At 70.0% G+C, this 26,946-nt stretch carries 25 protein-coding genes; 3 read left to right on the top strand and 22 right to left on the bottom strand.

Annotated features, from left to right (window positions below):
• Positions 1-234 precede the first annotated feature (234 nt).
• The 4 genes from E1262_RS18760 to E1262_RS18775 all read right to left on the bottom strand — a co-directional run bounded on the left by E1262_RS18760 (position 235) and on the right by E1262_RS18775 (position 4,524).
• Positions 235-1,035: a PrsW family glutamic-type intramembrane protease gene (locus E1262_RS18760; RefSeq protein ID WP_132104663.1), complete on the bottom strand. Its 801-nt coding sequence runs from the start codon at positions 1,033-1,035 to the stop codon at positions 235-237.
• 58 nt (positions 1,036-1,093) lie between these two features.
• Positions 1,094-2,989 carry an ATP-dependent zinc metalloprotease FtsH gene (ftsH, locus tag E1262_RS18765; protein ID WP_132104664.1) on the bottom strand — a complete coding sequence of 632 codons (1,896 nt, stop codon included), beginning with the start codon at positions 2,987-2,989 and terminating at the stop codon, positions 1,094-1,096.
• A gap of 583 nt (positions 2,990-3,572) precedes the next feature.
• Positions 3,573-4,247, bottom strand: coding sequence for a response regulator transcription factor (locus E1262_RS18770; protein WP_132104665.1), 675 nt, complete (start codon positions 4,245-4,247; stop codon positions 3,573-3,575).
• A 10-nt stretch (positions 4,248-4,257) separates the two neighbouring features.
• Positions 4,258-4,524, bottom strand: a complete 267-nt coding sequence (locus E1262_RS18775; protein WP_132104666.1) for a hypothetical protein — start codon at positions 4,522-4,524, stop codon at positions 4,258-4,260.
• 68 nt (positions 4,525-4,592) lie between these two features.
• On the opposite strand from E1262_RS18775, the gene E1262_RS18780 reads away from it, so the two are divergent.
• The gene (locus tag E1262_RS18780) at positions 4,593-5,954 is read left to right on the top strand and encodes a sensor histidine kinase (protein WP_132104667.1); all 1,362 of its coding nucleotides are present in this window, start codon (positions 4,593-4,595) and stop codon (positions 5,952-5,954) included.
• Positions 5,955-5,960: 6 nt separating this feature from the next.
• Here E1262_RS18780 and E1262_RS18785 read toward each other — a convergent pair whose 3' ends face one another.
• From E1262_RS18785 to E1262_RS18810, 6 genes are all read right to left on the bottom strand, one after another.
• Positions 5,961-6,926: a threonine/serine dehydratase gene (locus E1262_RS18785; RefSeq protein ID WP_162605988.1), complete on the bottom strand. Its 966-nt coding sequence runs from the start codon at positions 6,924-6,926 to the stop codon at positions 5,961-5,963.
• A gap of 25 nt (positions 6,927-6,951) precedes the next feature.
• Positions 6,952-7,254 carry an ArsR/SmtB family transcription factor gene (locus E1262_RS18790; RefSeq protein ID WP_132104669.1) on the bottom strand — a complete coding sequence of 101 codons (303 nt, stop codon included), beginning with the start codon at positions 7,252-7,254 and terminating at the stop codon, positions 6,952-6,954.
• Positions 7,255-7,386: 132 nt separating this feature from the next.
• Positions 7,387-7,821 carry a VOC family protein gene (locus E1262_RS18795; RefSeq protein WP_132104670.1) on the bottom strand — a complete coding sequence of 145 codons (435 nt, stop codon included), beginning with the start codon at positions 7,819-7,821 and terminating at the stop codon, positions 7,387-7,389.
• A 94-nt stretch (positions 7,822-7,915) separates the two neighbouring features.
• Positions 7,916-8,371 carry an SRPBCC family protein gene (locus E1262_RS18800; RefSeq protein ID WP_162605989.1) on the bottom strand — a complete coding sequence of 152 codons (456 nt, stop codon included), beginning with the start codon at positions 8,369-8,371 and terminating at the stop codon, positions 7,916-7,918.
• A 100-nt stretch (positions 8,372-8,471) separates the two neighbouring features.
• Complete coding sequence (locus tag E1262_RS18805; RefSeq protein ID WP_132104672.1) at positions 8,472-8,765, bottom strand: DUF6343 family protein; 294 nt, start codon at positions 8,763-8,765, stop codon at positions 8,472-8,474.
• Entirely contained in the window at positions 8,762-10,024 is a 1,263-nt protein-coding gene (locus E1262_RS18810) for an NADH-quinone oxidoreductase subunit D (protein ID WP_203454043.1), read from the bottom strand. The genes E1262_RS18805 and E1262_RS18810 overlap by 4 nt, the downstream gene beginning before the upstream one ends.
• A gap of 203 nt (positions 10,025-10,227) precedes the next feature.
• On the opposite strand from E1262_RS18810, the gene E1262_RS18815 reads away from it, so the two are divergent.
• On the top strand, positions 10,228-10,641 hold the full coding sequence (locus tag E1262_RS18815; RefSeq protein WP_132104674.1) for a PRC-barrel domain-containing protein: 414 nt from the start codon (positions 10,228-10,230) through the stop codon (positions 10,639-10,641).
• Between the two features lie 56 nt (positions 10,642-10,697).
• On the opposite strand, the gene E1262_RS18820 is transcribed toward E1262_RS18815, so the two are convergent.
• Complete coding sequence (locus tag E1262_RS18820; protein ID WP_132104675.1) at positions 10,698-11,285, bottom strand: TetR/AcrR family transcriptional regulator; 588 nt, start codon at positions 11,283-11,285, stop codon at positions 10,698-10,700.
• A gap of 81 nt (positions 11,286-11,366) precedes the next feature.
• Between E1262_RS18820 and E1262_RS30965 the strand changes: the two genes are divergently transcribed.
• Positions 11,367-12,125, top strand: coding sequence for a nuclear transport factor 2 family protein (locus E1262_RS30965; RefSeq protein WP_203454027.1), 759 nt, complete (start codon positions 11,367-11,369; stop codon positions 12,123-12,125).
• A gap of 542 nt (positions 12,126-12,667) precedes the next feature.
• Here the strand turns inward: E1262_RS30965 and E1262_RS18835 are convergent.
• The 11 genes from E1262_RS18835 to E1262_RS18885 form a co-directional block, all read right to left on the bottom strand.
• The gene (locus tag E1262_RS18835; protein WP_203454029.1) at positions 12,668-14,065 is read right to left on the bottom strand and encodes a sulfatase family protein; all 1,398 of its coding nucleotides are present in this window, start codon (positions 14,063-14,065) and stop codon (positions 12,668-12,670) included.
• Positions 14,062-15,519 (bottom strand): arylsulfatase, encoded by a 1,458-nt coding sequence (locus E1262_RS18840; protein ID WP_338033372.1) that lies wholly within the window; start codon positions 15,517-15,519, stop codon positions 14,062-14,064. Before E1262_RS18840 ends, E1262_RS18835 begins: the two co-directional genes overlap by 4 nt.
• Positions 15,488-17,308: a sulfatase gene (locus E1262_RS18845; RefSeq protein ID WP_132104678.1), complete on the bottom strand. Its 1,821-nt coding sequence runs from the start codon at positions 17,306-17,308 to the stop codon at positions 15,488-15,490. Before E1262_RS18845 ends, E1262_RS18840 begins: the two co-directional genes overlap by 32 nt.
• A gap of 18 nt (positions 17,309-17,326) precedes the next feature.
• Positions 17,327-18,859, bottom strand: a complete 1,533-nt coding sequence (locus E1262_RS18850; protein WP_132104679.1) for a cellulase family glycosylhydrolase — start codon at positions 18,857-18,859, stop codon at positions 17,327-17,329.
• A gap of 114 nt (positions 18,860-18,973) precedes the next feature.
• Positions 18,974-20,182, bottom strand: coding sequence for an ROK family protein (locus E1262_RS18855; RefSeq protein WP_162605990.1), 1,209 nt, complete (start codon positions 20,180-20,182; stop codon positions 18,974-18,976).
• Positions 20,179-20,970 (bottom strand): SDR family NAD(P)-dependent oxidoreductase, encoded by a 792-nt coding sequence (locus E1262_RS18860; protein ID WP_162605991.1) that lies wholly within the window; start codon positions 20,968-20,970, stop codon positions 20,179-20,181. Before E1262_RS18860 ends, E1262_RS18855 begins: the two co-directional genes overlap by 4 nt.
• Entirely contained in the window at positions 20,970-22,139 is a 1,170-nt protein-coding gene (locus tag E1262_RS18865; RefSeq protein WP_162605992.1) for an enolase C-terminal domain-like protein, read from the bottom strand. Before E1262_RS18865 ends, E1262_RS18860 begins: the two co-directional genes overlap by 1 nt.
• Positions 22,136-23,059, bottom strand: a complete 924-nt coding sequence (locus E1262_RS18870) for a dihydrodipicolinate synthase family protein (protein WP_132104682.1) — start codon at positions 23,057-23,059, stop codon at positions 22,136-22,138. The genes E1262_RS18865 and E1262_RS18870 overlap by 4 nt, the downstream gene beginning before the upstream one ends.
• Positions 23,043-25,118, bottom strand: coding sequence for a dipeptide ABC transporter ATP-binding protein (locus E1262_RS18875; RefSeq protein WP_132104683.1), 2,076 nt, complete (start codon positions 25,116-25,118; stop codon positions 23,043-23,045). The genes E1262_RS18870 and E1262_RS18875 overlap by 17 nt, the downstream gene beginning before the upstream one ends.
• A 9-nt stretch (positions 25,119-25,127) precedes the next feature.
• Entirely contained in the window at positions 25,128-25,994 is an 867-nt protein-coding gene (locus E1262_RS18880; protein WP_132104684.1) for an ABC transporter permease, read from the bottom strand.
• A 2-nt stretch (positions 25,995-25,996) separates the two neighbouring features.
• Complete coding sequence (locus E1262_RS18885) at positions 25,997-26,944, bottom strand: ABC transporter permease (protein ID WP_132104685.1); 948 nt, start codon at positions 26,942-26,944, stop codon at positions 25,997-25,999.
• Positions 26,945-26,946 lie beyond the last annotated feature (2 nt).

Below are 26,946 nucleotides of genomic sequence, written 5' to 3' on the forward strand. Positions count from 1 at the left end.
AGCGTCGTTCCTGGCTCTCCTGCTGCTTCCGTCGACCGGTCGTCCCACCCTTGCCAACTCGCACTGCTGCATCCGAGGCCTGGGACCTCGTCCACACGCTGCCGCTGCCGTCGGCCGTTGCCGGGTACGAGGGCTCCACGGTCATCGTCGCGCGCAACGGCTTGCGGCTGCTCCGCGCACGAGCCTTGGCGCCGCGGCGGCATCGACCGGCTCCAGCACGAGTGCGCACGCACCTCAGCGAGCGGGTCGCTCACGCAGGGCCACCGCCACGGCGGTGAGCAGGACGAAGCTGGCCACGGCGATCCCGGCGTACCCGCTTCCGAGGGCGGCGCGCTGGTCCCACCAGGCGTGCAGACCTATGACACCGGCGAACACCGCGCCGAACCGGAGCCAGCCGAGGGCACGGCTACGGGCGCCGCGGATGCCGAAGAAGGCGGCACAGGCAAGGCCGGTCCAGGCGGCGTGGCCGCCGAGGCTGCTCAACGCCCGGAGCATCAGGACATGGCCGACCGGATCGAGCTGCCCGCCCGTGCTGATCAGGGCCACGAACCCGTAGCCCATCGTCTCCAGGGCGGCGAAGCCGCTGCCGACGGCGACACCGAGCACGAGCCCGTCGACCGCGCGGGCGCGCGGACGCAGCCACGCCAGCAGCAGCACCGGGATCGCGAGCTTCGCCGACTCCTCGATGAGGCCGATCATCGCGTAGGGCAGCGATCCGAACGTCCGGACGGTCTCGAACTCCAGCTGCCCGGCCAGGACACCGCCCACTACCCCGCCCAGGATCGCGCCGGTGAGGATGCGCACGGTCGACAGCCGGTGCGTGGTCTCCATCTCACTCACCAGCGTGGTGAACGTGGCCGGGACGACCGCGGCGCCGACCAGCAGGAGACAGGGAAGGAACACGGGATCACCGGTCTCGGTCACGACGGCGAACACGACGCCGAACAGGGCGAGGCCGGTCAGCAGCACTGCCAGCCACCGAAGGCGGAGCGCTGGTGCGTGGGTGACGGGTAGCCGTTCGGTCAGGGTGCTCATCGGATCCTCCAAGGGTGATGGGTGTGAGTGGACGGGGTGCGGTGAAGCAGCCGCGCGGTCAGGCGGCGCGGATGATCTCGTAGACCACCGAGCCGTCGACCGTCTCGGTGTCCAGCAGTCGCCGGCTGAGCCGATCCAGCGCCGCGCGATGGCCACGCAGGAGCCGGTCCGCCTGCTCCTCGGCCTCGCGGAGCAGCCGGGCGACCTCGCCGTCGACCAGCCGTTGCGTCTCCTCTCCATAGGGACGATCGGCCTGGCCGGGGTAGGTGTCGTCGTGCGCCGGGTAGGCCACCGGTCCCATACCGCGGGACAGGCCGTACTCCCGGACCATCCGCAGCGCGAGTTGGGTGGCACTGGCGAGATCGTCGACTGCGCCGGTCGACGGCTGCCCGAAGACGATCAGCTCGGCGGCGCGGCCGGCGAGACGGACGGCGAGCGACTCGTGCAGGTACTGCTCGGTGTACAGACGGCGTTCGTCCAAGGGCAGCTGGTGGGTCGCGCCGAGCGCCATCCCGGCGGGCAGGATCGTCACCTTCGCCACCGGGTCGGCGGTCTCCGACAGCCCGGCGACCAGCGCGTGTCCGGCCTCGTGGACGGCGACGCGCTGCCGCTCCTCCGGAAGCAGGGCGGTCCCGTCGCGGCGTCCGAGGATCAGGCGGTCCTTGGCATCGTCGAAGTCGACGGGGCGCAACTCGTCCCGGTGGTCACGGGCGGCCCGCAGTGCGGCCTCGTTGACGAGGTTGGCGAGATCCGCGCCGCTGAATCCCGGCGTGCCGCGCGCGATGGCGTGCAGATCGACCGTGGCGTCGAGCCTCTTGCCCAGGACGTGAACGGCGAGGATGCGCTCCCGGTCCGCGAGCGCGGGCAGCGGCACCTGGATCTGCCGGTCGAACCGCCCGGGCCGCAGCAGCGCCGGATCCAGGACCTCCGGGCGGTTGGTGTTGGCCAGGACCACGACCGAGCTGTCCTCGGTGAACCCGTCCATCTCGGCCAGCAGCTGGTTGAGCGTCTGTTCGCGCTCGTCGTGGCCGGCGATGGCGCCGGTGCCGCGGCGGGCGCCGAGGGCGTCGATCTCGTCGATGAAGACGATCGCCGGTCCGTTGCGCCGTGCCTCGGCGAACAGCTCCCGCACCCGCGAGGCGCCCAGGCCCACGAACATCTCGACGAAGCTGCTCCCGGTGACCGCGTAGAACGGGACCTTCGACTCGCCGGCGACTGCCCGGGCGAGCAGTGTCTTCCCGGTGCCGGGCGGCCCGACCAGCAGCACGCCGCGCGGTCCGCGGGCGCCGGCGCGCCGGTACCGGTCCGGGTTCTGCAGGAAGTCCACCACCTCGCGCACCTCCTCCTTGACGCCCTCGTAGCCGGCGACGTCGACGAACCTCGTCGTCGGACGCTCCGCGTCGGTCACCCTGGCCCTGGTCCGGAACAGGCCGCCGAGGCCACCCAGCCCGCCGCCGCCGGCCAGGCTCTGCTGCGCCCGCCGGCTGAGCCAGACGAAGCCGCCGACCAGCAGCGCTGCCGGCAGCAGGGAGGCGACCAGCTGCCGCAGCGTGTCGGTCTGCTGATACGCGGTCACCTTGACGTCGGCCTTCTCCAGCCGCGATGACAGGTCCTGCGTGGTCAGCGCCCAGGTCGGTGCCTGAGCGGTGAACTGCGTGCCGTCGGAGAGCGTGCCGGTCAGCTCGCCCTCGCTCCCGACCGCGACCGAGCTCACCTTGCCGGCCGAGACGTCGGACAGGAACGCGCTGTACGACAGCTCCTCCGTTCGCGCCGCCGCGACGAGCCCGGGCCCGAAGAAGAGCACGGCGAAGACGAGCAGCGAGACGACGAACGGCCAGATCCGCCACTTGGGCTTCGGCGGCGTCGACGGGGGCCTCTCCCCCTCCTGGGAACCGGCCGGCCTCGCCGGTTCGTCCGGCGGCCGCCGGAACGGCACGGTGTCCAACTCGGGCATGGTCTGTCCCCTCCTCCACGTGCGGCGGCGCCAGGGCGAGCGCCTCGGACACCACCGTGCGGCAGCGTCGATGAGAGGTGGATGAGAGCAGCGGAATGAGGCTCTTCTGCTCGATCCGTGGGGCGTGAGCGGCCGGGGGTCGGTCGGCGCCGGCCGTGCGCTCGGCCGGCCATGGGCTGAGTTGGTGACGTTCGCCGTCCCCCTGCCGCCCCAGTGTCTTGCCGCGATCGCGCGCCTCAAGCGGACTTGTTGGGCGCTTCGCGCGGCGATGACCGCTTGACCCGCACGCCCGCGGCCGAGAACGGGCAGCGATCAGGGCGACGGGGCGAGTCTGGGCACACCTCGAGGTCAGGTGGCGTTGTCCGTGGTGTGCCAGGGGTCGTTCGGCGTGGTGCGGTGTGACGTTGCTGCCTGTGGACAGCGTTGATCATCGTCCATCGCCTACGACACCAGGCGTGCTCCCGCTCCACCAGGCCTGCATGCCTCGTCATGCGGGAGAAGTCCTGGTGGTGGCTCCCGAATCGCCGCAAAACCCCGTGGACACCCACGTCGATAAGCCCGGACTGAGCTGAGGCGGGCGCCGTCAGGCGTCCGGGTCCAGCCGGTAGCCGGCGCCGCGAACGGTGCGCAGCGTGTTCCGTCCGAACGGCCGGTCGACCTTCTCGCGCAGATAGCGCAGATACACGTCGACGACGTTGGAGCCGCCGTCGTAGGCGAAGTCCCAGACGTGCTCGAGCAGGTGGGTCCGGGTGAGCACCTCGCCAGGACGGCGCATGAGCTCCTGCAGGAGGGCGAACTCCTTCGGCGACAGCGCGATGTCGGCCGCGCCGCGGCGGACCTCATGGGTCACCGGGTCCAGGGTGAGGTCGCCGACCTGGAGCACGACCGGGCGTTCCAGCGGACCACGTCGGGTGATCGCGCGGACCCGCGCGACGAGCTCCGGGAGGGCGAACGGCTTGGTGAGGTAGTCGTCGGCGCCGGCGTCGAGGCCGCGGACCCGGTCCGGCACGGCGTCGCGGGCGGTCAGCATGAGCACGGGCGCCCACCGCCCGGCCGCACGCATGCGGCGGCACACCTCGAACCCGTCGGGCGCCGGGATCATGGCGTCGAGAACAACGCCGTCGTACTCGTTCTCCTGAACGCCCCACAGGGCGTCCTCACCGGTGCCGACGACGTCGACGGCGTAACCCTCGCGGCGCAGCGCGCGCAGGAGCATGTCGGCCATGCCCGCGTCATCCTCCACGATGAGCAACCGCACGCCCATCAGCCTACGGCTTACCGCGGCGACCTGTGTCGATGCCGTCTGAACCGCCGCCACGGTAGGTCTGGACGCGTGCGGCCAGCCGCGCCACCTCGGATCCGAGCCGGTCCAGATCGGCCCGCACCTCGGCCATCGCCGCAGTCAGCCGCCGGCTCCGCTCCTCCGCGCGCCGGTCCCGTTCCCGCGCGGCTCGCTCCGCCCGCCCCGTCGCCACCAGGACGAGGAGCGCGGCGACCAGCGTGAGCGCCGAGAGCAGCAGTGCCACGAGCACCATGTCGCCAGCGTGAACCGCCGAACATGAGAGCCGCATGAGACAATCGCGTCGCTCTCGGAGGTGACGCGGTGCGGCTGCTCCCCCGATCCCTACGCGCCCGGCTGACGCTCGTCGGCACGCTGGGCGCGGCGGCGGTGGTCGCGGCGTGCGTCGTCGCGCTCTACGTCGCCCTCGACTCGGAGCTGCGGTCCACGCTCGACGCCGGTCTCGAGGCCCGGTCCGACGACCTCGTCGCCGCCGTCCGCTCCGGCCAGGAGGCCGACGTGCAGCTGGACCCGCTGGCGCAGCTGTACGACGCCGACGGGACGCTGCTCGCCGGCTCACCGTCGCTGCGCGACGGACGACTCCTGGGCCCGGGCGAGGTCCGGGACTCCGTCGACGGCGAGCTGGTCACGCGCACGCTGCCGGTCGGTCCCGACGGCGCGGCCACGCCGGTGCGGCTGCTGGTCCGGCAGGCCGACCCCCAACGTGTGCTCGTCGTCGGCGCCCCGGCCGAAGCCGTCGAGACCGCCCGCGAACGGCTGTTCCTGGTGCTGTTCATCGCCGCCCCCCTGCTGGTCGTCGTACTCGCCGCGGCCGGCTGGCTCGTCGCCCGGGCCGCGCTGCGCCCCGTCGACCTCCTGACCCGGGAGGCCGCCGCCATCTCCACCCTGGAGGCCGAGCGAAGGCTCCCCGCAGTGGCCGGCGACGACGAGATCGCCCGGCTCGCGCGGACCTTGGACGACATGCTCGGCCGGCTGCGCGTCGCCTTCGCTCGCGAGCAGGGCTTCGTCGACGACGCCAGCCACGAGCTGCGCACACCGATCGCGATCCTGCAGGGTGAGCTGGAGCTCGCCATGTCCGCGGCCGACGACCCCGCCGAGGTCAGGCGCTCGCTCCAGGCCGCGCTCCGGGAAGCGGCGCGGCTGGCCCGGCTCGCCGAGGACCTGCTGCTGCTGGCCCGCCAGCGCGCGGGCTCGCTCGTCATCACGAGCGAGCCGGTCGACCTGCTGGAGATCGCCCGCGATCACACCCGGAACCTCGAGTCCGTCCTGGACATCCGCATCGCCGTCGAGGGCGACCCGGTCGTCGTCGAGGCGGACCCGCGGCAGCTGCGGCAGGTGCTGTCCAACCTGGCCGGCAACAGCGCGGCAGCCGGCGCCGCCACCGTGCGCGTGCGCATCGAGCGGCGGCACGACGCAGTGATCGTCGAGGTCGCCGACGACGGTCCCGGATTCGCGCCGAACGTCCTCCGCTCAGCATTCGACCGCTTCGTCCGCGGCGACGACGCCCGGACCCGAGGCTCGTCCGGTGCCGGCCTGGGTCTGTCGATCGTGCGCGCCATCGTCACCGCCCACGGCGGCACCATCGACGCACGCAACGACGGCCCGCTAGGCGGCGCGGTCGTGACGGCCCGGCTGCCGGCGCTCGGACCGGACCGCCGGTCCTGAGGTTGATCAGGGTTGTGGAAGAGGCGCCGCGGGGTCGGCGGCCGCGGGTGTCGTATTGGCTCCGCTGATGATGACGGCGACGAGTTCGCCTGGGCCGGGTGAGTACGCCCCGGTGATCAGCGCGGCGATTCCCACGGCCGCGGCGGGTTCCACGAAGAGGCGGGTGGCCTGCCAGAGAACGCGCTGGGCGGCTCGGATGGCGTCGTCATCGACGAGTACGACGTCGCTGACGAATGACTGGGTGATCGGGAAGACCAGGTCTCCGATGCGACGCGGGGCCAGTGCGTCGGCGGCGATGCTACCGGTCGGCGCGTCAGTCGGCGCGCCGTGCACTCGGGCGGCGGTGAGGGTGGGCGCGTCCTTGGGTTCGACTCCGATCACGCGTATGGAACCGGCGACGGCGGCGGCGATTCCGCCGATCAGTCCGCCGCCGCCGACGGGTACCAGCACGGTGTCCACGTCGCTGACCTGGTCAGCCAGCTCGAGCCCGACGCTGCCCTGCCCCAGCAAGGTCTCTCGCTGGTCGAACGCGTGGATGGGCAACGCGCCAGAGTGGGCCACCCACTCCTGCGCGGCAGCCAAGGCGTCGGCGTAGCGGTCACCGCCCACGACGAGGTGCGCCCCGAGCGAGCGGATTCTCTCGATCTTCGCGGGTGCGGAGATGGTCGGGACGTAGATCCGCGCGGGCACGCCAAGCGTGTGTGCAGCGTAGGCGACGGCCACGCCGTGGTTGCCGCCAGACGCCGCGACGACGCCGGCCTCGGGCACATCGCGGAGCAGGAGATTCGCGAAGGCGCCGCGAACCTTGAACGAGCCGGCCCGCTGCAGGTGTTCCAGCTTGAGCACCAGCCGTCGCGGCGCCGCTCCCGCATCCGCGAGCGCGAGGTCGTGCGGGTCGACCTGGAGGACGGGGGTCCGCCGGATGTGGGGTTCGATCACGTGGAACGTCTGCCGGATCTCCTCCGGGGTCACGAGATCCACCTCAGCGGGCGATCGTTCACCAATCACTGCCCAGCAGCTCCTTCACCTCGGCGATGCGCTCTTCGTCGCGCTGGTAGAACACCCACTGTTTGATCTTCTTGCCGCGGATCAACCCCGCCCGGCCGAGCACCTTCAGGTGCTCACCACACGTCGGTTGACTCACGCCGAGCTTCTCGGCGATGAGCAGCGAGCACACGCCGTCGCGAACCAGATCGCCATCGCGCTGCGGAGGGAAGTGCGCCTCCGGGTCGCGCAGCCACTCCAACGTCAGCAGCCGCTTCTCGTTCGCGAGGGCCTTGAGCACGTCCGCGTCCAGCATTTAGTAATTATGCAAATTAGCTAAGGGCCTGTCTACGGCCGCCACCACGAGCAAGGAGAGTCAGGTGGTGCGCATCGTCCGCCCACTGAACACGCTGGAAGTGAGTGGTCCTCACGTGTCTCCCGCGGCTCCTCAGTCGAGATCGAACTCATTGCCCTCGATGTCCCGCATCACGATGCACGACTCGTCGACGCCATCGGCAGGCAGCAGTCGCACGCGTACCGCCCCGAGCGCGACCAGTCGTGCGCACTCGTCCTCGAGCCTGGCGAGGCGCTCCTCACCCACGAGCCCGGCGCCGACCCGCACGTCGAGATGCACCCGATTCTTGACGACCTTGCCTTCGGGAACGCGCTGGAAGTACAGTCGCGGGCCCACACCTGAGGGATCAATGCAGGCGAACGCTGAACCCTGACGCTCAGGCGGCAGCGAGCGATCAAAATCGTCCCACGTAGCAAACCCCTCCGGCGGCGGCGGTACCACGTACCCCAACACCTCGCACCAGAAACGAGCGACGCGCTCAGGTTCCGCACAGTCGAAGGTGACTTGGAACTGCTTGACCGACGCCATCGGTCCACCATAGTGGCGCGTCCTGTCCACCGAGACCCCGGATGTCATCGCCGCGCGGGTCGAGGTCTCGCGTGACATGAGTTGCTGACGCGCCCTAGTGGCGCCGGCCCAACGTATCCGCGTCACCGTTCTCGAGCAGGTTCTTGAGTACGCCGAGATTGGCGGCGACCGCCGATTCGATACCCGGTGCCGCCAATCGCGCCACGAGGCGCCGAGGGCCGGCCGCCCGCAGATCCATGGTGTTGGTCAGGACCGTGGCATCGGCCGTCGGCTGGAGCGCGTAGCTGACGTGAGCCGCGAACGGGCCGAGGTCTCCGCTGAGCGAGAAGCCGGACCTGGGCTCGAACGCGGTGATCTCGAAGGATTCCGTTGACGGGCTGGGGATGGTCCGGGTCTGAACGTAGCGCGATCCCACACAGACAGGACCGTCGGTGATCATCCGCGTCTCGGTGATGGCGTAGTTCCAACGCGGGATGTTCTCGAAATGGATCAGATAGTCGAAGACCTGATCCAGCGACCTGTTGATCGAAATGACGTTGGTGAACCTCATGTGCCTTGACCTCCAAGGGGCCGCGCACCTGAACGCCGGCGGCCCCAGGAACTCTGCGAGATGGTATCGAGTGTCTCGACTCCGTCGCATCGAGCAAGGATCAAAGGTCCGGCGATCGGTGTCGCGCCCGTCGACGGCGACGCACGATGACCGCGATGTCCAGCGCCGCGGTCACGGCGAAAAGCGCACTCACGACCAGCCCAGACACCGCCGCCCCGTCCGTCTCGTCGGCGACCCGCAGGCCGAACACCGCGAGACCGGTGAGGCCCAATGTCAGGCCGACGATCGCGAAGGCGAGCCGCAGTCGATACGCCGGCTTGGCCTGGACGGGCTCGGCACCGGTCGGCTCCCCCACACCAGGCTCGGGCCGCTCCGCGTCGCTGCGACCGGTCACCTGTCGCACCCGCCCATCACCGGGTCGATGCTCGCGACGGCCACGATGACGTCGGCGATCATGCCGCCCTCGCACATCGCCGGTACTGCCTGCAGGTTGTTGAAGGACGGGTCGCGGACATGCACCCGCCACGGACGGGTGCCGCCATCGGACACCACGTGCGCGCCGAGCTCCCCACGCGGCGACTCGACCGGCACGTACACCTCGCCGGCCGGCACCCGGAAGCCCTCGGTGACCAGCTTGAAGTGGTGGATCAGCGCCTCCATCGACTCACCCATGATGTGCCGGATGTAGTCGAGGGAGTTGCCCATGCCGTCGCTGCCGATGGCCAGCTGGGCCGGCCAGGCGATCTTCTTGTCGCCGACCATGATTGGGCCCGGCTCCAGCCGGTCCAGGCACTGCTCGACGATCTTCAGCGACTCCTTCATCTCGTCCACCCGAAGCCTGTACCGCCCATAGGCGTCGCAGCTGTCGCGCGTCGGGACGTCGAAGTCGTAGGTCTCGTAGCCGCAGTACGGCTGCGACTTGCGCAAGTCCCACGGCAGGCCGGTGCAGCGCAGCATCGGCCCGGTGATACCCAGCGCCATACAGCCGGCGAGGTCGAGGTACCCGACGCCGACGGTGCGGCCCTTGAAGATCGCGTTCTCGTTGAACATCGCCTCGTAGGAGCCGATGTGATCCCACATCCAGCGCAGGTACTCGCGGACGGCCTCCACCGCGCCGGGCGGGAGGTCCTGCGCCACACCCCCGGGCCGGAAGTAGCCGTGGTTCATCCGCAGCCCGGTGATCAGCTCGAACACGTCCAACGTCCGTTCTCGCTCGCGGAACCCGTTGGTCATGATGGTGAGCGCGCCGATCTCCATGCCGGCGGTGGCGATCGCCACCAGGTGTGAGGAGATGCGGTTGAGCTCCATCAACATCACCCGCAGCACCGTCGCCCGGTCCGGGATCTGGCCCTCGACATCCAGCAGCTTCTCCACACCCAGCACGTACGCGGCCTCGTTGAAGAACGGGGACAGGTAGTCCATGCGGGTCACGAACGTGACCCCCTGGGTCCACGTCCGGTACTCCATGTTCTTCTCGATGCCGGTGTGCAGATACCCCACCCCGGGGCGCACCTCGACCACCGTCTCGCCGTCGAGCTCGAGGATCAGCCGGAGCACCCCGTGCGTCGACGGGTGCTGCGGACCCATGTTGACGACGATGCGCTCCTCACCGACCGCCGCCGCCTCTGTGACCTCGTCCCAGTCCCCACCCATGACCGTGTGCACCGAGCCCTCGGCGGCCTCACCGGCATAGGCATAGGGATCGCCCTGCTCATCGCCGCGTGGCTGCCGATCGAACGTCTCGTCGACCATGAGTCGCCCCTACCCACGGACATCCGGCCGCTAACGGGTGGTTCTGCGCGCGCCATCGTGCTCGGCGTGCATGCACACCCCCGGCACGGGTACGAGCCGTCAGTATGACTACTGACCGACCAGCCATGCTGGTGCACCTCAGCGACACCGACCTCACCCTCGCCGGCGATGCCGACGACATCCGCGGCCGCACCGTCGTGGACCGCAACGGCGACGACATCGGTCAGGTCGACGACCTCCTCATCGATCCCGACGAACGACGGGTCCGGTTCCTTCAGGTGGGATCGGGCGGATTCCTCGGCCTCGGGGAACAGAAGACTCTCATCCCGGTCGACGCGATCGAGAGCATCGACGACACCGTCCGCATCGCGAAGGAACGCAGGCATGTCGCCGGTGCGCCGAGGTACGACCCGAAGCTGGTCCAGGAGCCCACGTACTACGAGGACGTCTACGGTTACTACGGCTACCCGCCGTTCTGGACACCCGGCTACCTCTATCGGCCCTTCCCCTTCAGATGACTTCCTGACGGCAGCGCCGGAGGATCACTCGTCTGGCCTGGTTGGACACGGTGGGATCAGGATCGGCGGGTGCTGGGGCGCGGGTCGCCGAGGATCTGTTCGGCGAGTTGGCGAGCCCCGGCGGCCGGGTGCGTGTCGCGCCGGATGGCCCCGACGGCCAGGGTGCCGTCGACGAGCAGGAGCAGTTGATCGGCGGCGTGCGCCGGCTGTGGGTGATCGAGCTCGCGCAGTTCTCGCTCGAGGAGGTCGTGCACGCGCTCGCGATACCGGCGGATGACATCGTGCCCCGGATGGTCCGGGTCGGCCAGGGCGAGCTCGGCGGCGAGATACCGGCAGCCGCGGAACTCCGGCTCCTCGATGACCTCGCCGAGCCAGTCGAAGACGCCCAGCAGGCGGCGGCGCGGGTCATCTCCTGCCGCCCGCATGGCTTCCTGATACCCGGCCTCGTCCTCGGCGGCGCTCAGTCGTAGAACCTCGGTGATCAACCCGTCCTTGCCACCGAAATGCTCGTAGAGCGACCGCCGGGCCACGTTCGCGGCTTTCAACAGCGCATCGACGCCCACCCCTACGCCCTGCTTGTAGGTCAGCTCCTTGGCTGCCTCCAACAGGCGTTCCCGTGGTCCTGGCAGAGTGCGTGTGGTCACGGCGCTCAGTCTACTTGACGGGTAGATCGACCGGTCGATATGGTGAGTAGACCGAATGGTCTATCTACGAGGAGTCCGGACATGCCGACTCGCACGACAGCCGACACCATCGACCGCTTCAACCGCGTGTTCATCGACCACGACGCCGAGGCGCTCACCGACCTGATCGGGGCGAACTGCGTGATGGAGGCCATCCAGCCGACCCCCGACGGCGCCCGCTACGAAGGACGCGACGCCTGCCTGACGTTCTGGCAGGCACTCGCCGCAGATCGCACCACCCAGTTCGAGCCCGAAGAGGTCACCGTCTCCGGGGAGCGGGCGACGATCCGCTGGCGGTACCGCTTCGGCGACAGTCCTTCCGACTCCGTACGCGGCGTGACTCTCGTACGGGTGAGCGACGGCCTGATCGTCGAGGCCCTCGGATATGGCAAGACCGGAGGCGTCCCACTGGCCGCCGAGGCCGTCAGCGTCGAGCGGGCACACGTGAGAGTGCGGACAACCCGCGAGGTCCTCGACCTGTACAACGATGCTTTCCGTTTGCACGAGCCTGGGCTTCTGAATGATCTGATCGCAGACGATTGCGTCATCGAGGACTCCGGCCCGGCTCCGGACGGGCTACGCCGCGAGGGCGGCCGAGCGTGCCTGGCGCGGTGGTCCGAGCTCGCGGGGAACCGTGCGCTGAGGTTCACGCCGGAGACGGCAGAGATCCACGGGGATCTCGCAGTCCAGCCGTGGCACCTGCAGTGGGGCGACGGTGAGCAGGACCGTGTCCGTGGCGTGAACCTCATCCGGATCCGCGGTGGTCGGATCACCGAGGCGCGCGGCTACGTGAAGGCCTGATGAGGACGAGGGCCAGGCTCTTCCGCTGCTTCCGTGGCTCCGTCCGCATCGTGTCGACCGGGACCACGCGGCGGTGGGGCGGGCCGGAAGAGGCGTCCGCGCGGCGGGTGAGGGCACCGGCTGAATGCCTGGGCATCCGGCCGGTGCCCGCCATGCCGACGGATGCCGGGCCGATCCACGTCGCCGCAGCTCAAGACAAGTTTCTCACCGGAGGCCTTCGCACCGCGTGCCCGATGTGTACCCGTGCTTGGTGGCCCATGTGGGGGCCAAATCCGTGAACGGCGTTGTGCGGCACGCCATCAGGCCGCCTTCGCGCCCGCCGTGCCAGGCCGTCGCCTGCTCGTCGCGAATGCAGAACGGACAACCCTCGGGTTCTGGGGGCACTGCCTTGAGTGGGCGGCATGGCGGCACCTGCCCTATCGGCTCTGACCTGCCAGAACCCGTCGTCTCGGGCCGCGACATGGAGCGCGCACGCGACTTCCAGCAGGGAGCTGGCCACACCTGACTCCTTGAGATGGCGCCAGCCGGGTCGAGAACGCGATTTACGGGCGAAGGCCTACTTCGCGCTGCCATCGAGCGTGGCGGGCGGTGAGCTCTGCGACGACCTGGGGGTGACGGCCCGCGAGGTCTCTCGTCTCCCCGGCGTCGTCGTGCAGGTCGTAGAGCACCAGACCCGTACCGACGTCGACGTGCTCCCCGCGTCGCAGCCTGTCGACGCGAGGGTCGAGGCCGTCCACCCATCGCAGCTTCCAGCCGCCAGAGCGCGCGGCCCACTGGAACCCGCAGTCCCAGTGCAGCGACTCGTGGCCGGATTCGCCCTGTCCGCGCAACAGTGGCAACTGGTTCACGCCGTCGACAGCGGGCATCGGGTCCGTCCCGCCGGCAGCCCCGACGAGCGTCGGGACCAGATCCATGGCGCTGACCAGCCCAGCGCGCTCGACAGCCGCCGGTACGCCGCCGGCCGGCCACCGGACCAGGAATGGCACGCGGATGCCGCCTTCGTACAGGGTGTACTTCCCACCGCGCAGCGGTGTGTTGTCACCGAAGTTGCATGTGGACCCGCCGTTGTCGGTCAGGTACACCACGATCGTCTCGTCGGTGAGCCCGCGCCGGTCCAGCTCGTCGAGGATCCTGCCGATCTCGGCGTCCATCAGCTCCAGCTGGGCAAGGTAATACGCACGCCCGTGGGGCAGATTCGGCCAGATGACGTCCTCGTACCACGCGTCGTAGCCCGACACGGCCGAGTCCCAGTCGCCGAACCGGGGCAGGCCACGCCTGCCCAGCTCATGATCTGGGAGCTGGAAGCAGAAGTTGTGCACCGCGTTGAACGCCACCATGGCGAAGAACGGCTCGTGCTCGTGCCGCGCGACGAAGTCCGAGGCCCGCCGGCCGAGCTCGGCCGTGAGGAACCCTTCGTACTCGACCTCCTCCTGCCCGTCGTACAGCGGCAGCACGGCCATCCGCTGCGACGCCTCCGGACCGTACTCGGCCACCGCCGCCTTCGAATGCCGCAAGTAGTTCAGCCGTCCCTGCTGCTGGCCCGCCAGCCCGTAGAACGACTCGGTGAACCCGTGGTTCGGCGGGCAGGCTCGGTCGCCGGCCTGCTCCGGCCCGTAGTGCACCTTCCCGAAGTACCCCGTCGCGTAACCGAGCTCGGCCAGCCGCTCCGCAAGGGTGGGCAGGTGATCGGGAAACCGGGAGTCACCGAACCAGGTACTGCCCCAGCGTTGCTGGTAGCAGCCCGAGATCAGGCCGGCCCGCGACGGACTGCAGATCGGTGCCGTCACGTAGGCGTCTGTGCACGCCACGCTCTGGGATGCCAGCCGATCCAGATGAGGCGTGCGCACGCCCTCGTGGACACCGAGCCGGCCGAAGTCACCGTAGCCGTGGTCGTCGGAGACGATCAGCACGATGTTCGGCCGCGACGTGGGCCGGGTCACGCCTTCTCCAGCCAGCTCCGGGACGGCCGCCCGCTGACGAGGCGCCCACCGTTGACGTAGCCCTCCTCGCGGTCCGACAGCTCGTCGACGAGCAGTTCCCGGAGCCGTACCAGATGCGTTTCGGCTGACGGCTCGCCGGCCAGGTCATGGCACTCCAGTGGATCGGCGGACAGGTCGAACAGCTGCTCACGGCCGTCGCCGGACCACCAGACGTACTTCCAGCGATCGTCGGTGATCCAGTGCAGCTTCTGCCCGAGATTGGGATGCTCGCCGTGCAGGTGCCTACGCCAGCCGGCGCCGGGCTGCCGTAGCAGCTGCAGCACACTGCGGCCGTCGATGTCGTCCGGCACCGGAACGCCGGCGGCGTCGAGCAGCGTCGGCATCACGTCGCGTAGCTCGACGACATCGTCGCGGACCGCACCGCCGGGCACGCCCGGGCCGGCGAGGAGGAACGGGATGCGGGCGGCGCCTTCGTACGGGAGGCCCTTCTGGAACAGGTGGTGCTCCCCGAGCATCTCACCGTGGTCGGACACGAAGCAGACCACGGTGTTCTCGGCCAGTCCGAACTCACCGAGGATCTCGAGGAACCGGTTGATCTGCAGATCGATGTGGGCCAGGTGGCCGTAGTAGCCGGCGCGGGCTCGGTGCAGGACCGCCGGCGACATGCGGGCGGCCACCGGGTTGTGCCGCCAGTCCTCGTAGCGCGGCTCGAGCACGTCCACCCAGTCGCCGACCTCGGGAACGTAGGGCAGCACGTCGAGGTACTGCTCGTACGCCCAGGCCGGCGGATCGAACGGCGGATGCGGCCGGTGGAACGACATGTACAGGAAGAACGGGCTGCGCGGATCGCGGCGGTACAGCCACGACGTTGCCTGCGTGACCGTCCAGGTCGTGGGGTGCCAGGCCTCGGGCTTGTCCCACGGGCGGGCGATCATCGAGTTCCCGTTGAGCCCGTTGTCGTAGTAGTCCTCGACGGCGCTGGCGCCGGCCTGCATCCGCAGCCATGGCAGGTAGTCGTCGAACTCCTCGTAGGGCCGATGACGGCGACGGGCGAAATGCAGGTAGCCGTCGTGCAGCAGGACGTCGTCGAAACCCAGCCGCGTACGTTCCGGATAGACGTGCATCTTCCCGATGGCCTGCGTCTGATATCCCGCCCGGCGGAACTCCCCGGCCACGGTCACCTGGTAGTCCCACGGCCGTGCGTTCTCGTAGCCCACTCTCCGGTGCGACCGCTGCGACAGTCCGGTCATCAGCGCGGCGCGTGCGGGAATGCACGTGGGCGTCGCCGAGTAGGCCCGGCGGAAGCGGGCGCCGCGAGCAGCCAGTGCGTCCAGGTGCGGCGTGTGCACGACTCGATGGCCGTCGGCGGACAAGCAGTCGCCTCGCCACTGGTCCACGCAGATCAGCACCACGTTCGGAGGGCTATCCATCGGCGGCCTTTCTCGAGAGGTCATGGACGGCGAGGGCGTCGGCCAGCGCCCGCAGCTTCGGCCCGTCCAGCACGCTGGGCGCCAATGCGGCGAGTTCCAGCAACGAGACGTGTCCCAGCGTGGCCACTCGGGGATTGTCCAGCAATCCCGGCACCGTGCCGTCGATGGCGGCCACCACGCCCGGGTCGGCGAGCAGCTTGGTGATCGGTGTGCTGACGTCGATCCCGCCCGCTGGCAGGTCCTCCGGCCGCGGCAGCGCGGCCGTGGCGCGCTCGCTGTGGTCACGCTGCCGTTGGATGAGCAGATGGCGATCCTCGACCTCACCCGCCGCCGGCAGGCCGAGTCGCTGATACTGCTCAGGCGGAGCATCGGCCGACCGCATCAGCTCGACCATGAGCGTGGCCATCCGGCGTTCCAGCTCGTCGTCGACGAGCGGGCGCTCCTGCTCCGGATCGGTCTGGAGGTCGAACAGCAGGGTCCCGAAGACGTGCGCGTTCGCTTGGCCCGGCGCCGGCACCCGCAGCGTCGGGCAGCCCTTGGTGAACGCGAACGGTCGGGCCAGCTGTGCCTCGGCGAGCTCGTCCACGGCGAACCGGGCCCGCATGTGGGTGGGCATGAGGGTGTACTCGAACAGCGGCGCGTTCTCCGGGGTGGCCGGCGCGCGCATATACACGTACCGGCCGTCGGTGACGTTGACGTGCCCGCCGAACGACCCGAACAATGCTGCCTCTCGCACGGGCCGATCGGAGGCGATCGTTTCGAGCAGCGGGCTTCCCTGCATGTCGGGCGGACGCTCGGCACCGAAGAACTCCAGCAGGCTCGGTGCGAGGTCGATCGTCTGGACCAGGCTGCTCCGTCTCTCGTCGGCGCTGCCCACGCGCGGGTCCCAGATGAACAGCGGCGTGTGTATGGTCTCGTCGTACCAGGGCTGCACGTTCTTGCCCCACCAACCGTGCTCGCCGAGCAGGAAGCCGTGGTCGGTACCGACCACGAGCATGGTGTCGTCCCACGACCGGTACCGGTCCATCGCGTCGAGCACTCGGCCGAGCGAGTGGTCGCACATGCTCAACAGCGCCGCGTACTCGTACCGGACGTGATCCACGGCCACGGGCCGCTCGGTCACCCGCTTGTACTCGGGCCAGTCGAAGTGTGGTCCGGCGTAGTCGTGCGGATACCGGTCGCGGTACTGCTTGTAGGTGAAGAACGGCTCGTGCGGGTCGAAGGTCTCGATCTGCACGAGCCAGCGGTCCTGCTCGTGATTGGTGGCCACGAACTCCAGCCCGGCATCGACGGTCCGGGTCTGCGGGTGCTCCTCCTCGTGCTCGAGGTACCGCCGGTTCACCCAGTCCTGCCGCCAGAGCCGGTTCCGGACCAGCCTGACCGCGTCGGGAACGTCCGGCTCGGCCACCTGGCCCTTCCACGGGTCGCCTTCCTGTCCCCGGAAGAACTCCCATGAGCGGTACCGCGTGTGATACGTCCCGCCGCCGTCCTCCCAGTAGTGCTGGTGGTCGCTGGCCAGATGGGTGTACACCCCGTGCTCGGCGAGCAGCTGCGGCATCGAGTCGTCGAACGGCTCGAGTGGTCCCCAGCCGCGGTGCAGGAATCCGTACCGCCCGGTGTGCAGCTCCCGCCGCGCCGGCATGCAGGGCATGCTGCCCGCGTAGCAGTTGTCGAACGTCACGGCCCGCCGGGCGAGCCGGGTGAAGTTCGGCGCGTGCACCCACGGGTTGCCGTACGGCGGCAGGTACCTGCGGTTGAGCGTGTCGAAGAACACGAAGATCGCACGTCTGCGCCTCGCATCGGCACCGATCATGGCCAGGAACCCCTTCCGTCAGCCCACCGGGTAGCTGATCTCGTCGCCCGTGCCGTCGCCGTAGCGGACCCGGACGATCAGCACGTCGCCGGCCTCGGCCGCGATCCGCCGGTCGGCCAGACCGGATGCGGTCGCGATCGTGAAGCTGCCGTTCGTCCACGCGAACGTGGTGTCCAGGCTCATGCTCGTGAGGGCCGACGACCGGGTCGAGCCGGCCTTCTGGACCAGCAGCAGAACCGAGCGAGCCTGCAGCGGACCGGCCGAGCCGTCGTCGCTGCCGTTGTCCGCGATCGCCACGCTCACCGCGTCCACCGCGCCGTCGGACATCGTGACCGAACCGACCTTGATCTCAGGTGCCGGGTCTCCCCCGCCCGCCTGCGACCAGAACAGGTCGTACGCCAACGTCGCCCCGGTGAATTCGGGGCACTTGGGGACCGAGTCGACCGGGTCGTAGTTGTCGTCGACGAGCCTCGCGGCTGGAGCGTCCCATGAGTGCACGAACATGCCGACCTGGTGATCCGGCAGGTAGTCCTGGACGAGTTCGGCGGCCAGCTCCGGCTCCCGGCACGAGGCCGACCCGTTCCACTCGGTGTTCACGACGGCCTGTCCGCTCTCCTGCAGGTGGCCGAAGCGCTCGTCCCAACCCTCGCCGCCGGCCGGGCCGTCACCGGTGGGACCGTCGGCGTAGAAGTACGGGTGGATGGCGTAGGCGGTGTTGTCGGTAATGTCCGGCGGCGGCGTGAAGTCGTTGAACTTGCCCCCGTTGTTGTCGCCGTCGAAGAGCAGCAGGTTGTCCGGCGCCATCGCCCGCACCGCCTGCCCCAGCGGCACCATGCCGTCCACACCCGTGGCGGGATCGGTGTCGCAGCCGTATGCCCACTCCGGCCACGACCAGTCCACCCCGGTGGCGCAGGGCCGCTTGCTCTGCGGCTCGTTGAAGATCTCCAGGACGACGCCCATGTCGTCGACCCATGTCGGTGCGAGCTGACTCCAGGCGGCGACGGAATCGTCATTGGGCAGCTTGACCTGGTCGCCGTCCACGTGCGGCGTGCAACCACGGATCTGGGTCTGCAGCGACACGACGGTGACCAGGCCCATAGCCCGCGCCTGTGCCACGACGTCGAGAACGGTCTCGGTGTACGGATCCGGTCCCGGGTCGTGGTGTTCGAGTGCCAGCGCTCCCTGGCTCACCTGGTACCGCACCGCGTTGGCCCGCCAGTGCGTCTTCATGGCGAGCAGCTGCTCCTCGGTGTCGTTCACCATCGCGGCACGCACGTCGGACAGCTCGGCCCTTTCGCCATCGCTCAGCCCGACAGCGTCGCAGAGGGCGGGATACTCCTCCGGGTAGAGGATGCCGACGGAGTTGAAACCTCGCGGCACGAACGGCGTCGACGTGCCGGCGACGACCAGGTGACCCGGGCCCGCTGCAACGCCGACCACTCCGGGATCCGGGGTCGCTTCCACAGAGCCGGCCTGGGGCACGGCGGCCATCGAGCCGGCGACGATGAACGCTGTCGACGCCAGTGCCAACCGGCGGGACGACACACGCATGGGAACCTCCTACGACGTTGGGATGGGTTCTCCGTGAATTATCTTCGTTCCAAAGATAATTACGTCTGGAATCTATCGGGCTGGTCGCGCGAACGTCAATGGGCCGTCCGTGCGTCAGCCGCCGTGGTTGGTGTCGAGGCCGGGTTCGAACGCGACCGGATCCGCAAAGTAGCGGTCCAGCAACAGCGCGGCCGCGGCCGCCGCGGTGGACTGCTCGCCGAACGTCGCCAGCTGTACGACCTCGTCCGGCCTGGTCGGGTCGGCCGAGCGCATGCCGGTCCGCACCGCGTCGAGGAAGCCCTCGGCATGGGTCGCGTTGCCGGACAGGGTCACCGCGTCCGGATCCAGCAGATCGGTGAGGACTCCGACCGCCTCGCCCACCCAGCGAGCGCGCAGGGCGAGCAGCTCGGCCACGGCATCGTCCCCGCCGGCACTGCGCTCGACCAGCTCTTCGTACGTGGTCGACTCCGTGGCGATCCCCTGTTCCCGTGCGATGGTGAGCAGCCCGGTGTTGCTAGCGACCATGCGAAGGCAGTTCCTCCGGCCGCATTCGCACCTGGGCCCACGCGCCTCGCCGACGGGAAGGTGGGTCACCGTGCCCGCGACACCGTGGGCGCCACGGTGGATCCGCCGGTCGACGACGATCGCGGCCTCGACGACGCTCCCGACGAACAGGGCGATCACGTTGTCCGCCCTCGACCCGACACCGAAGGTCAACTCGGCCAGGGCCTCGCCGCGGGCCTCGTTGTCATAGACCACCTCGAGCCCGAGCTGCTCGGCCACGAGGTCGCGGACCGGGACCGACGTCCAGCCGAGGTCTGCGTGGTGCATCAGCCGTCCGGCGGTGTGATCGACGGTGCCGCCCGAGGTGATGCCGACACCGATGACTAGGCGCCCACCGAGCTGCCGACGGAGCTCGGCGAGAGCCCCCGCGGCCCGCTGTATCACCTCGCGAGCGTCGGCCGACCGGTGCTCGACCTTGCGTTGCAGGATCTGCTCGGCCCGGATGTCGACCGCGGCCACCAGCGAATAATGCACGCCGATGTGCAGCGTGAGCACGGCCCGGCTCGCTGTGTCGAGATCGAGCGGCACGCGCGGGCGGCCCGCGCCCGCCGTCGGCCCGGAGGCGGTCAGCTCCTTGACGATCCCCGCCTCGATCAGAGCGGCGGTGAGTTTGGTCGTCGTGCCGGACGAGGTTCCAGCGATCTCGGTGATGTCCGCCCGGGGTATCGGGCCGTGCGCCAGGATCACCTTCAGTACCGTGGCCAGATTCTGCTGGCGCATCGTCACCGGATGGATGCTGTGGGTGGAGCGCCAGGTCATGAGTCCTCCGCGAGCGCATCGTGGTCCTGGTCGGAGCCTCCGGGCCTGATGGCGAGCTCTCCACCGTCGACCAGCAGGCATACACCATTGACGTGCGCCGCGTCGCCGGAGGCGAGGAACCCGACCACCCGCGCCACGTCCTCGGGCCGGCCCAAGCGGCGCAACGGGTTGCGTGCGGCGTGCCGGGCCGCCTGCTCCGGCAGGGCCCACGCGTCGCGGTTGCGCTCGACCGCGATGAAACCCGGCGCCACGGCATTGCACCGGATGCCGAGGGGGCCGAGCTCTGCGGCCAGCGAACGCGTCAGTCCCACCAGTGCGGCCTTGGCGGCGCCGTAAGCGGCGTGGCGCGGATAGGCCTGGTAGGCATGTACCGACGCGACCATCACGATCGAGGCCGGCCCGCCGCCCTGCCGGCGGACGGCCGCCGCGAACCGGCCGGCGGCCAGCCAGGCACCCTTCACACCGACGTCGTGGGCACGGTCCCACTCCTGCGGTGTGAGGGAGAGCACCGGCGCGGGCCGCTGGTGAGCGGCGGCGTAGACCAGCGTGGACAGCCGCCCGATGCCGGCCGCGGAACCGACGGCCCGCTCCATGACGTCGGCGTCCGAACCGTCGCCGACGACGGCCACCGCCCCGCCCGCGAGCTCGGCCGCTCGGGTCGTCACCTCGGAGCGATGATCGACCAGCACCACAGCGGCACCGTCGGCGGCGAAGGCGGACGCGACCGCCGCTCCGATGCCCCTGCCGGCGCCGACGACCACGACCGCCTCGCCATCGAACCTCGCCATCACCTGATCCTCTGAACGCTCGACCATGTTCCCGCCGCGGCCAGCCGGACGCCGAGTCCCGGTCCGGCCGGTGACACGTATGCGCCACTCACCGTCGTCTCGGGGGGATCGACGATCGCTTGACGGTCCTCCGTCTCCAACAGCGCGAGCTCGAGGAGGCCGTGCGGCGACACCGCCCTGCACAGCATGGCAGTGTGGGCCGACGCGACGGGGCCGGTCGGGTTGTGCGGTGACACCTCGACTCCGTGACGGCCGGCGAAGCGGGCGAGCTCGAGCGCACGTCGCGGGCCGCCGGCGTGCTTCACGTCGGGCATCACGACATTGAGCGCGCCGGCGTCGAGCAGCGGCCGCAGCTCCGCCGGCGACGCCGCGAACTCGCCCGCCGCCAGTGGTACTCCGATCTCGTCACGCACGCGCCGATGCGCGTCCACGTCATGCAGCGGCGCGACGTCCTCGAGCCATCGCAGGTCGAGTGCCTGCAGCTCGTCCCGCACGGCGAGGATCTCGTCGACGCTCAGCTGGTTGTGCAGGTCGAGCATGAGCTCGGTCTCGGTCCCCACAGCGTCTCTGACCGCCGCCGCGAGCTCGAGACCGGCCGAGATCCGCCGAGCGCCGACGAGGAAGTCGAAGGGCGCCAGCTTCAGCCTGGTGAAGCCCGCGGCGAGCGCCTCCTTGGCGACCCGGACCACGCTGTCGACCGTCCGGATGTGGACCGCCCGGTTGATGTTGCCGTAGCAGCGGATGTCAGCGACCGGGGCGTCCTGGCTGCCCGCGCGGGCGGCGCCCTGGGCCTCCGCGCCGGCCTGCGACACCAGCCAGGCCGAGAGAGACGAGCCGGCGTGCTGCGCTGCCAGGTCACACAGCGCGGCGTCCAGCCCCCCGAGAACCGTCAGCTCGAGCCGGCGGTGCGGGTGGGACCGCGGGTCGCGCCGTCCCACCTCCTCTGCCTCGGCTCGGATCTGTGTGAGCGCGGCCTCGAGCGGCAGGCGGATCAAGCGGCCCGCTCGGGCGTCGATGCTGGCATGGGCCAGTTGCCACGCTCCGGCATCGGACCATTCCCCGAGCCCGACCGTTCCGTCCGACAGGACGACCTCGGCGAACTCCCAGGTCGTTCGCCAGGTGACGTCGCGAGAGTATCGGCGGACCTCGATGATGTGCGGACTGTTCACGCGGCCAGCTCCGCGGCGAACTCCTTCAGGAACCGGTCGACCAGCTCGGCGGCGTACCCGCCGATGCCGGCGACGGGCCCACGGCAGACCGGCGAGGCGATCTCGCCGCGACGGTACGCGAGCAGCTTCCCGGCCTGGGTGAGCGTCCCTGATCCCAGCCAGTACGTCACATAGGGCAACAGCCGCCGGTACAGATCCTCCGCCGCAGCGGTGTCCCGGGAGGTCCAGGCCTGCCAGATCGCCAGGTACACCTCGAGGAAGCCACCGCCGGGCTGGACGCCGACGGCGCCGGCCTCCAGGGCGGGCAGCATCTCGATGCCGCCGTTCCCGATAAGGCTCGCGATCGGTGGCGCGCCGCCGAGCAGCGCCGCGATGTAGTCCGACGGCGATCGGATCTCGACCTTGACGTGCGTGAGGTTCGGGTGCGCGGCGGCAAGCGCTCTGACGTCGTCGACGGCGATCCACGCTGCCGTCTCCTGAGGCACGTACTGCAGGACGACCGGAATCGGAGCGACCGTGTCGACGACCGCGGCGAGGTGGTCGCGGATCTCCGGAACCGGTGCATCCGGGTGCCGGGGCGGCAGCAGATTGATCGCGTGCACGCCTCGCTCGACCATCTCGAGCGCTCGTCGGCGCGCCACGTAGGTCGAGCTGTCGGCGACCGATCCGATGACCGCGATGTCCGAGTTCTCGGTGATCCGTAACACCTCGGCGAGGAGCAGCGACCTCTCGCCGTCGTCGAGCTGGTGGAACTCCGAGGCGAAGCCGGGGAACATCATCGACGTGACGCCCGTGTCGACGAGCCTGGTCACCGAGCGCCGGAACGACGCGACATCGACCTTGCCGTCGGGTTCGAACGGTGTGGCCAGAACCGGCGAGACGCCGCGTATCGAATCCACTGTGCTACCCCCGTCGGACATCGGTGTTCTCCCTGCTCGTCGTGAGGCCCGGCACGTCGGTGGCGAAGTGGCAGGCGGTGAGGCGGCCCGGTCGCGCTTCGGCCAGAGGCGGTGGCGTGGTCACGCAGATCTCACGGCCGGGTCGCGCCATGGGGCCGATCGGGCACCGGGTGTGGAACCGGCACCCCGGTGGTGGATTCGCGGGACTGGGCACGTCTCCTGACAGGATGATCCGCTCCCGGCGTGCCTTCGGCTCGGGATCGGGAACGGCGGAGAGCAGGCTGGCCGTGTATGGATGCAGCGGGTCGGCGCACACCTCATCGGCGTCGCCCTGCTCGACGACCTGGCCGAGATACATGACGGCGATCCGGTCGCTCATGTACCGGACGAGAGCGATGTCGTGCGCGATGAACAGATACGCCACCCCGAGACGGTCCTGCAAGTCCCGGAGCAGGTTGACGACCTGCGCCTGCAGCGAGACGTCGAGCGCGGAGACGGGCTCGTCGAGCACGACGACATCGGGCTCGGTGGCCAGAGCTCGGGCGATCGCGATGCGCTGCCGCTGCCCGCCGGAGAACTCCCGCGGCAACCGGCCCGCATGACCGGGGTTCAGACCCACCAGCTCCAAAAGCTGATCCACCCTCGCCGCGATCTGGTCCGGCGGTACGATCTGGTGGATCTTGAGCGGCTCGGCCACCAGCGCGCCCACGGTGTGGCGGGGGTTGAGCGAGGCGTACGGGTCCTGGAAGACGATCTGGGCCCGACGGCGCAGGCGGCGTAGTTCCCTTCCTCGTGCCGCGCGCAGGTCGTCGCCGGCCACCAGCACCTGGCCCGCGTCGATGTCCTGCAGACCGAGAACGGCCCGTCCCAGCGTCGACTTGCCGCAACCGGACTCGCCGACCAGCCCGAGCGTCTCGGCCGGCCGGATGGCGAGACTGACGCCGTCCAGCGCACGGACCCCGGCCTGCCGGCGCCGAGCCAGCAGCCCCTGCCGGGGCAGGAACGTCTTCTCGGCGTCCTCCACAACGAGCACCGGACGCTCGGCGCTCGACACCGGTCGCCGCGCCGTCACTGCAATCTCGTCAGCCGAGACGGTCTCCCACCCGTGTGGCCGGTCGGCGGTCACCCAGCAGGCCGCGACGTGTCCGTGTCCACGACGCGTCAGGTCCGGCGCCTCGACGGCACAGCGTTCTTCGGCCAGTGCGCATCGCGGGGCGAACGGGCATCCCTGGGGCGGGTGGTGCGGATCGGGTGGCTGGCCGGGAATCGCATGCATCCGCCGGGTCGATTCGACGCCCAGCCGAGGCACGGAGCGGAGGAGCTGCGCGGTGTAGGGATGGGCGGGCTCGGTGAGCAGCTGCTCCGTGTCGCCCATCTCGGCGATCCGCCCGCCGTACATCACGACGGTCCGTTCACACAGGCTGGCGACGACTCCGAGGTTGTGGGTGATGAGGACGACTGCCGTGCCCAGCTGCTCGTTGAGGCGGGCGAACACCTCGAGGATCTGGGCCTGCACCGTGACGTCGAGCGCGGTGGTGGGCTCATCGCAGATCAGCACGTCCGGGTCGTTGACCAGCGCCATCGCGATCACGACGCGCTGACGCATACCGCCCGAGAACTGATGCGGGTACTCGTCAACGCGTCGCTGCGGGTCGGGCACCCCCACCAGATCCAGCATGTCGACGGCGCGGCTGCGCGCCGCGGTCTTGGAGACGCCGTGCACGCGCATCGCCTCGGCCACCTGCTCGCCGATGCGCATCACCGGGTTCAGCGCCGCCAGCGAGTCCTGGAACACCATTGCGGCGTCGCCGCCTCGATACCGGCGAAGCTCGCTGTCGCCCATGGCCAGCACGTCGCGGCCCTTGAAGAGCACCTGGCCGGTCATCGCGGCGGTGGCCGGCAGCAGCCGCAGCAGGGTGCGAGCCGTGACGGTCTTGCCCGAGCCGCTCTCTCCCACGATGGCGAGCCGCTCCCCCGCCCGGACACCCAGGTCGATGCCGCGTACGGCGTGCACCGTTCCGGCAGACCCCGGGAACTCGACGCGCAGCCCGCGTACCTCCAGCAGGGTTTCGGTCTTCATCCTGACTCCTCATCCACGCCGCAGAGCGCGGTTGAGCGCGTCGGCGAACAGGTTCAACCCGATGACAAGTGCGGTGATCACGGCGACCGGCGCCAGCGCATAGAACGGCTGGTCGGCCATGTACGGAAGACCGGCGTCGACCATGCTGCCGAGCGAGGGGTTCGGGGGCTGGATGCCGAAACCCAGGAGACTCAGCCCGCCCTCGACGAAGATCGCCGTCGCGGCGGAGAGCACGAAGTTCACGATCAGTGCGTCCAGCGAGTTCGGCAGCACGTGCCGGAACAGCACCCCGAGGCGCGATGCGCCGACGGCGCGAGCGCCGAGAACGTACTCGCGTTCGCGTTGGGTCAGCACCGCCGTGCGGGTCAACCGCGCCGCCATCGGTATCCCGATCAGGACGATGACGATCACGACGGTCTCGAAGCCCGCTCCGAGGAAGGCGGCGAGACAGGCGCCCAAGATGAGGTTGGGGAACGCGATGAGGACGTCGAGCAGGCGCTGAACGGCGGTATCGATCCGTGGATGCATGGTGGACAGCAGGCCGATGATCATCCCGATGGCCTTGCTCAGCGGGACCGCGAGGACCACCACAATCACGTTCTGCCGGATGCCGTAGAGCAGCCGGGCGAAGATGTCCCGGCCGATCTCATCGGTACCGAGCACATGGTCCCCGCTGGGGCCCAGCAGCGACGCGCCCGCCTGCTGCGCCTCCGGATCCGCCGCTGCCAGCACGGGGGCGAGCAGGCCGAGCGCGCTGATCGCGATCACGACGCCGGCCCCGAGCATGCCGGCTGGAGAGCGCAAGGCGGACCGGATCCGGCTGCGGTTCTGCGGCACGTGGGCCGCGACCTCCGTCGTCTCGATCACTGCGCTCATGATCAGGCCTCCAGCCGTACACGCGGGTCGAGGGCGGCATGCAGCAGATCGCTGCCGACCTGGACGACGATGAACACGGCGACGGAGATCAGCACGAGGTCCTGGACCAGGAGGTAGTCGCGCGACGACACCGCGTTGACCAGCACGGTGCCCAGCCCGGGCCAGGCGAAGATCGTCTCGATCACGACGACGCCGCCGAGCAGATGACCGATGCGAAGACCGATCACGGTCACCACCGATGGCAACGCGTTCGGCAACGCATGTCGCCACAGCACGCGTCGCCGGGACGCACCCTTGGCCCGTGCGGTGTCCAGGTACTCCTCGTCCATCTGCTGGTTCAGGGCGGTCTCGAGGAACCGTCCGACCACGATCGCCGAGTGGACGGACAGGGCGATCGCGGGCAGCACCAGATGCTGCACGCCGGTGCCCGGGTCTTCCAGCAGCGGCACCCGCCCACCCGCGGGCAGCGTTCGGAGGGTGACCGCGAAGACGAAGACCAGCAGTACTCCAACCACGTATTCCGGCACGCCGAACCCGATCGCCGAGATCAGCCGGTACGCCACCGTCGCCGGCCGGCGACGGGCAACGGCCCCGGTGATCCCCAAGGCCAACCCCACCACCACCGTCACCAGCAGGCTCGCGAGCGCGAGTTCCAGCGTCGCCCCCACCGCGGGGCCGACGAGATCAGCGATCGGCAACCGGGAGACGTAGGAGACGCCGAGGTCACCGGTGAGCAGCCCGCCGATCCAGTCGAAGTACTGCACGACGAACGGCCGGTCGAGGCCCGCCTCCGCCTCAAGCGCGGCGACGCTCTCCGGCGTGGCCTGCTCGCCCAGCACCATCGCCACCGGACTACCCGGGAGCAGCTGAACCAGCCAGAAGATCCCGATCGAGGCCACGACACAGGTCAGTACGGCGGTGGGAATCCGACGCAGGGCATAGCGCAGCATCG

Origin of the sequence: Jiangella aurantiaca, assembly GCF_004349105.1 — a bacterium.
Classification (GTDB): domain Bacteria; phylum Actinomycetota; class Actinomycetes; order Jiangellales; family Jiangellaceae; genus Jiangella; species Jiangella aurantiaca.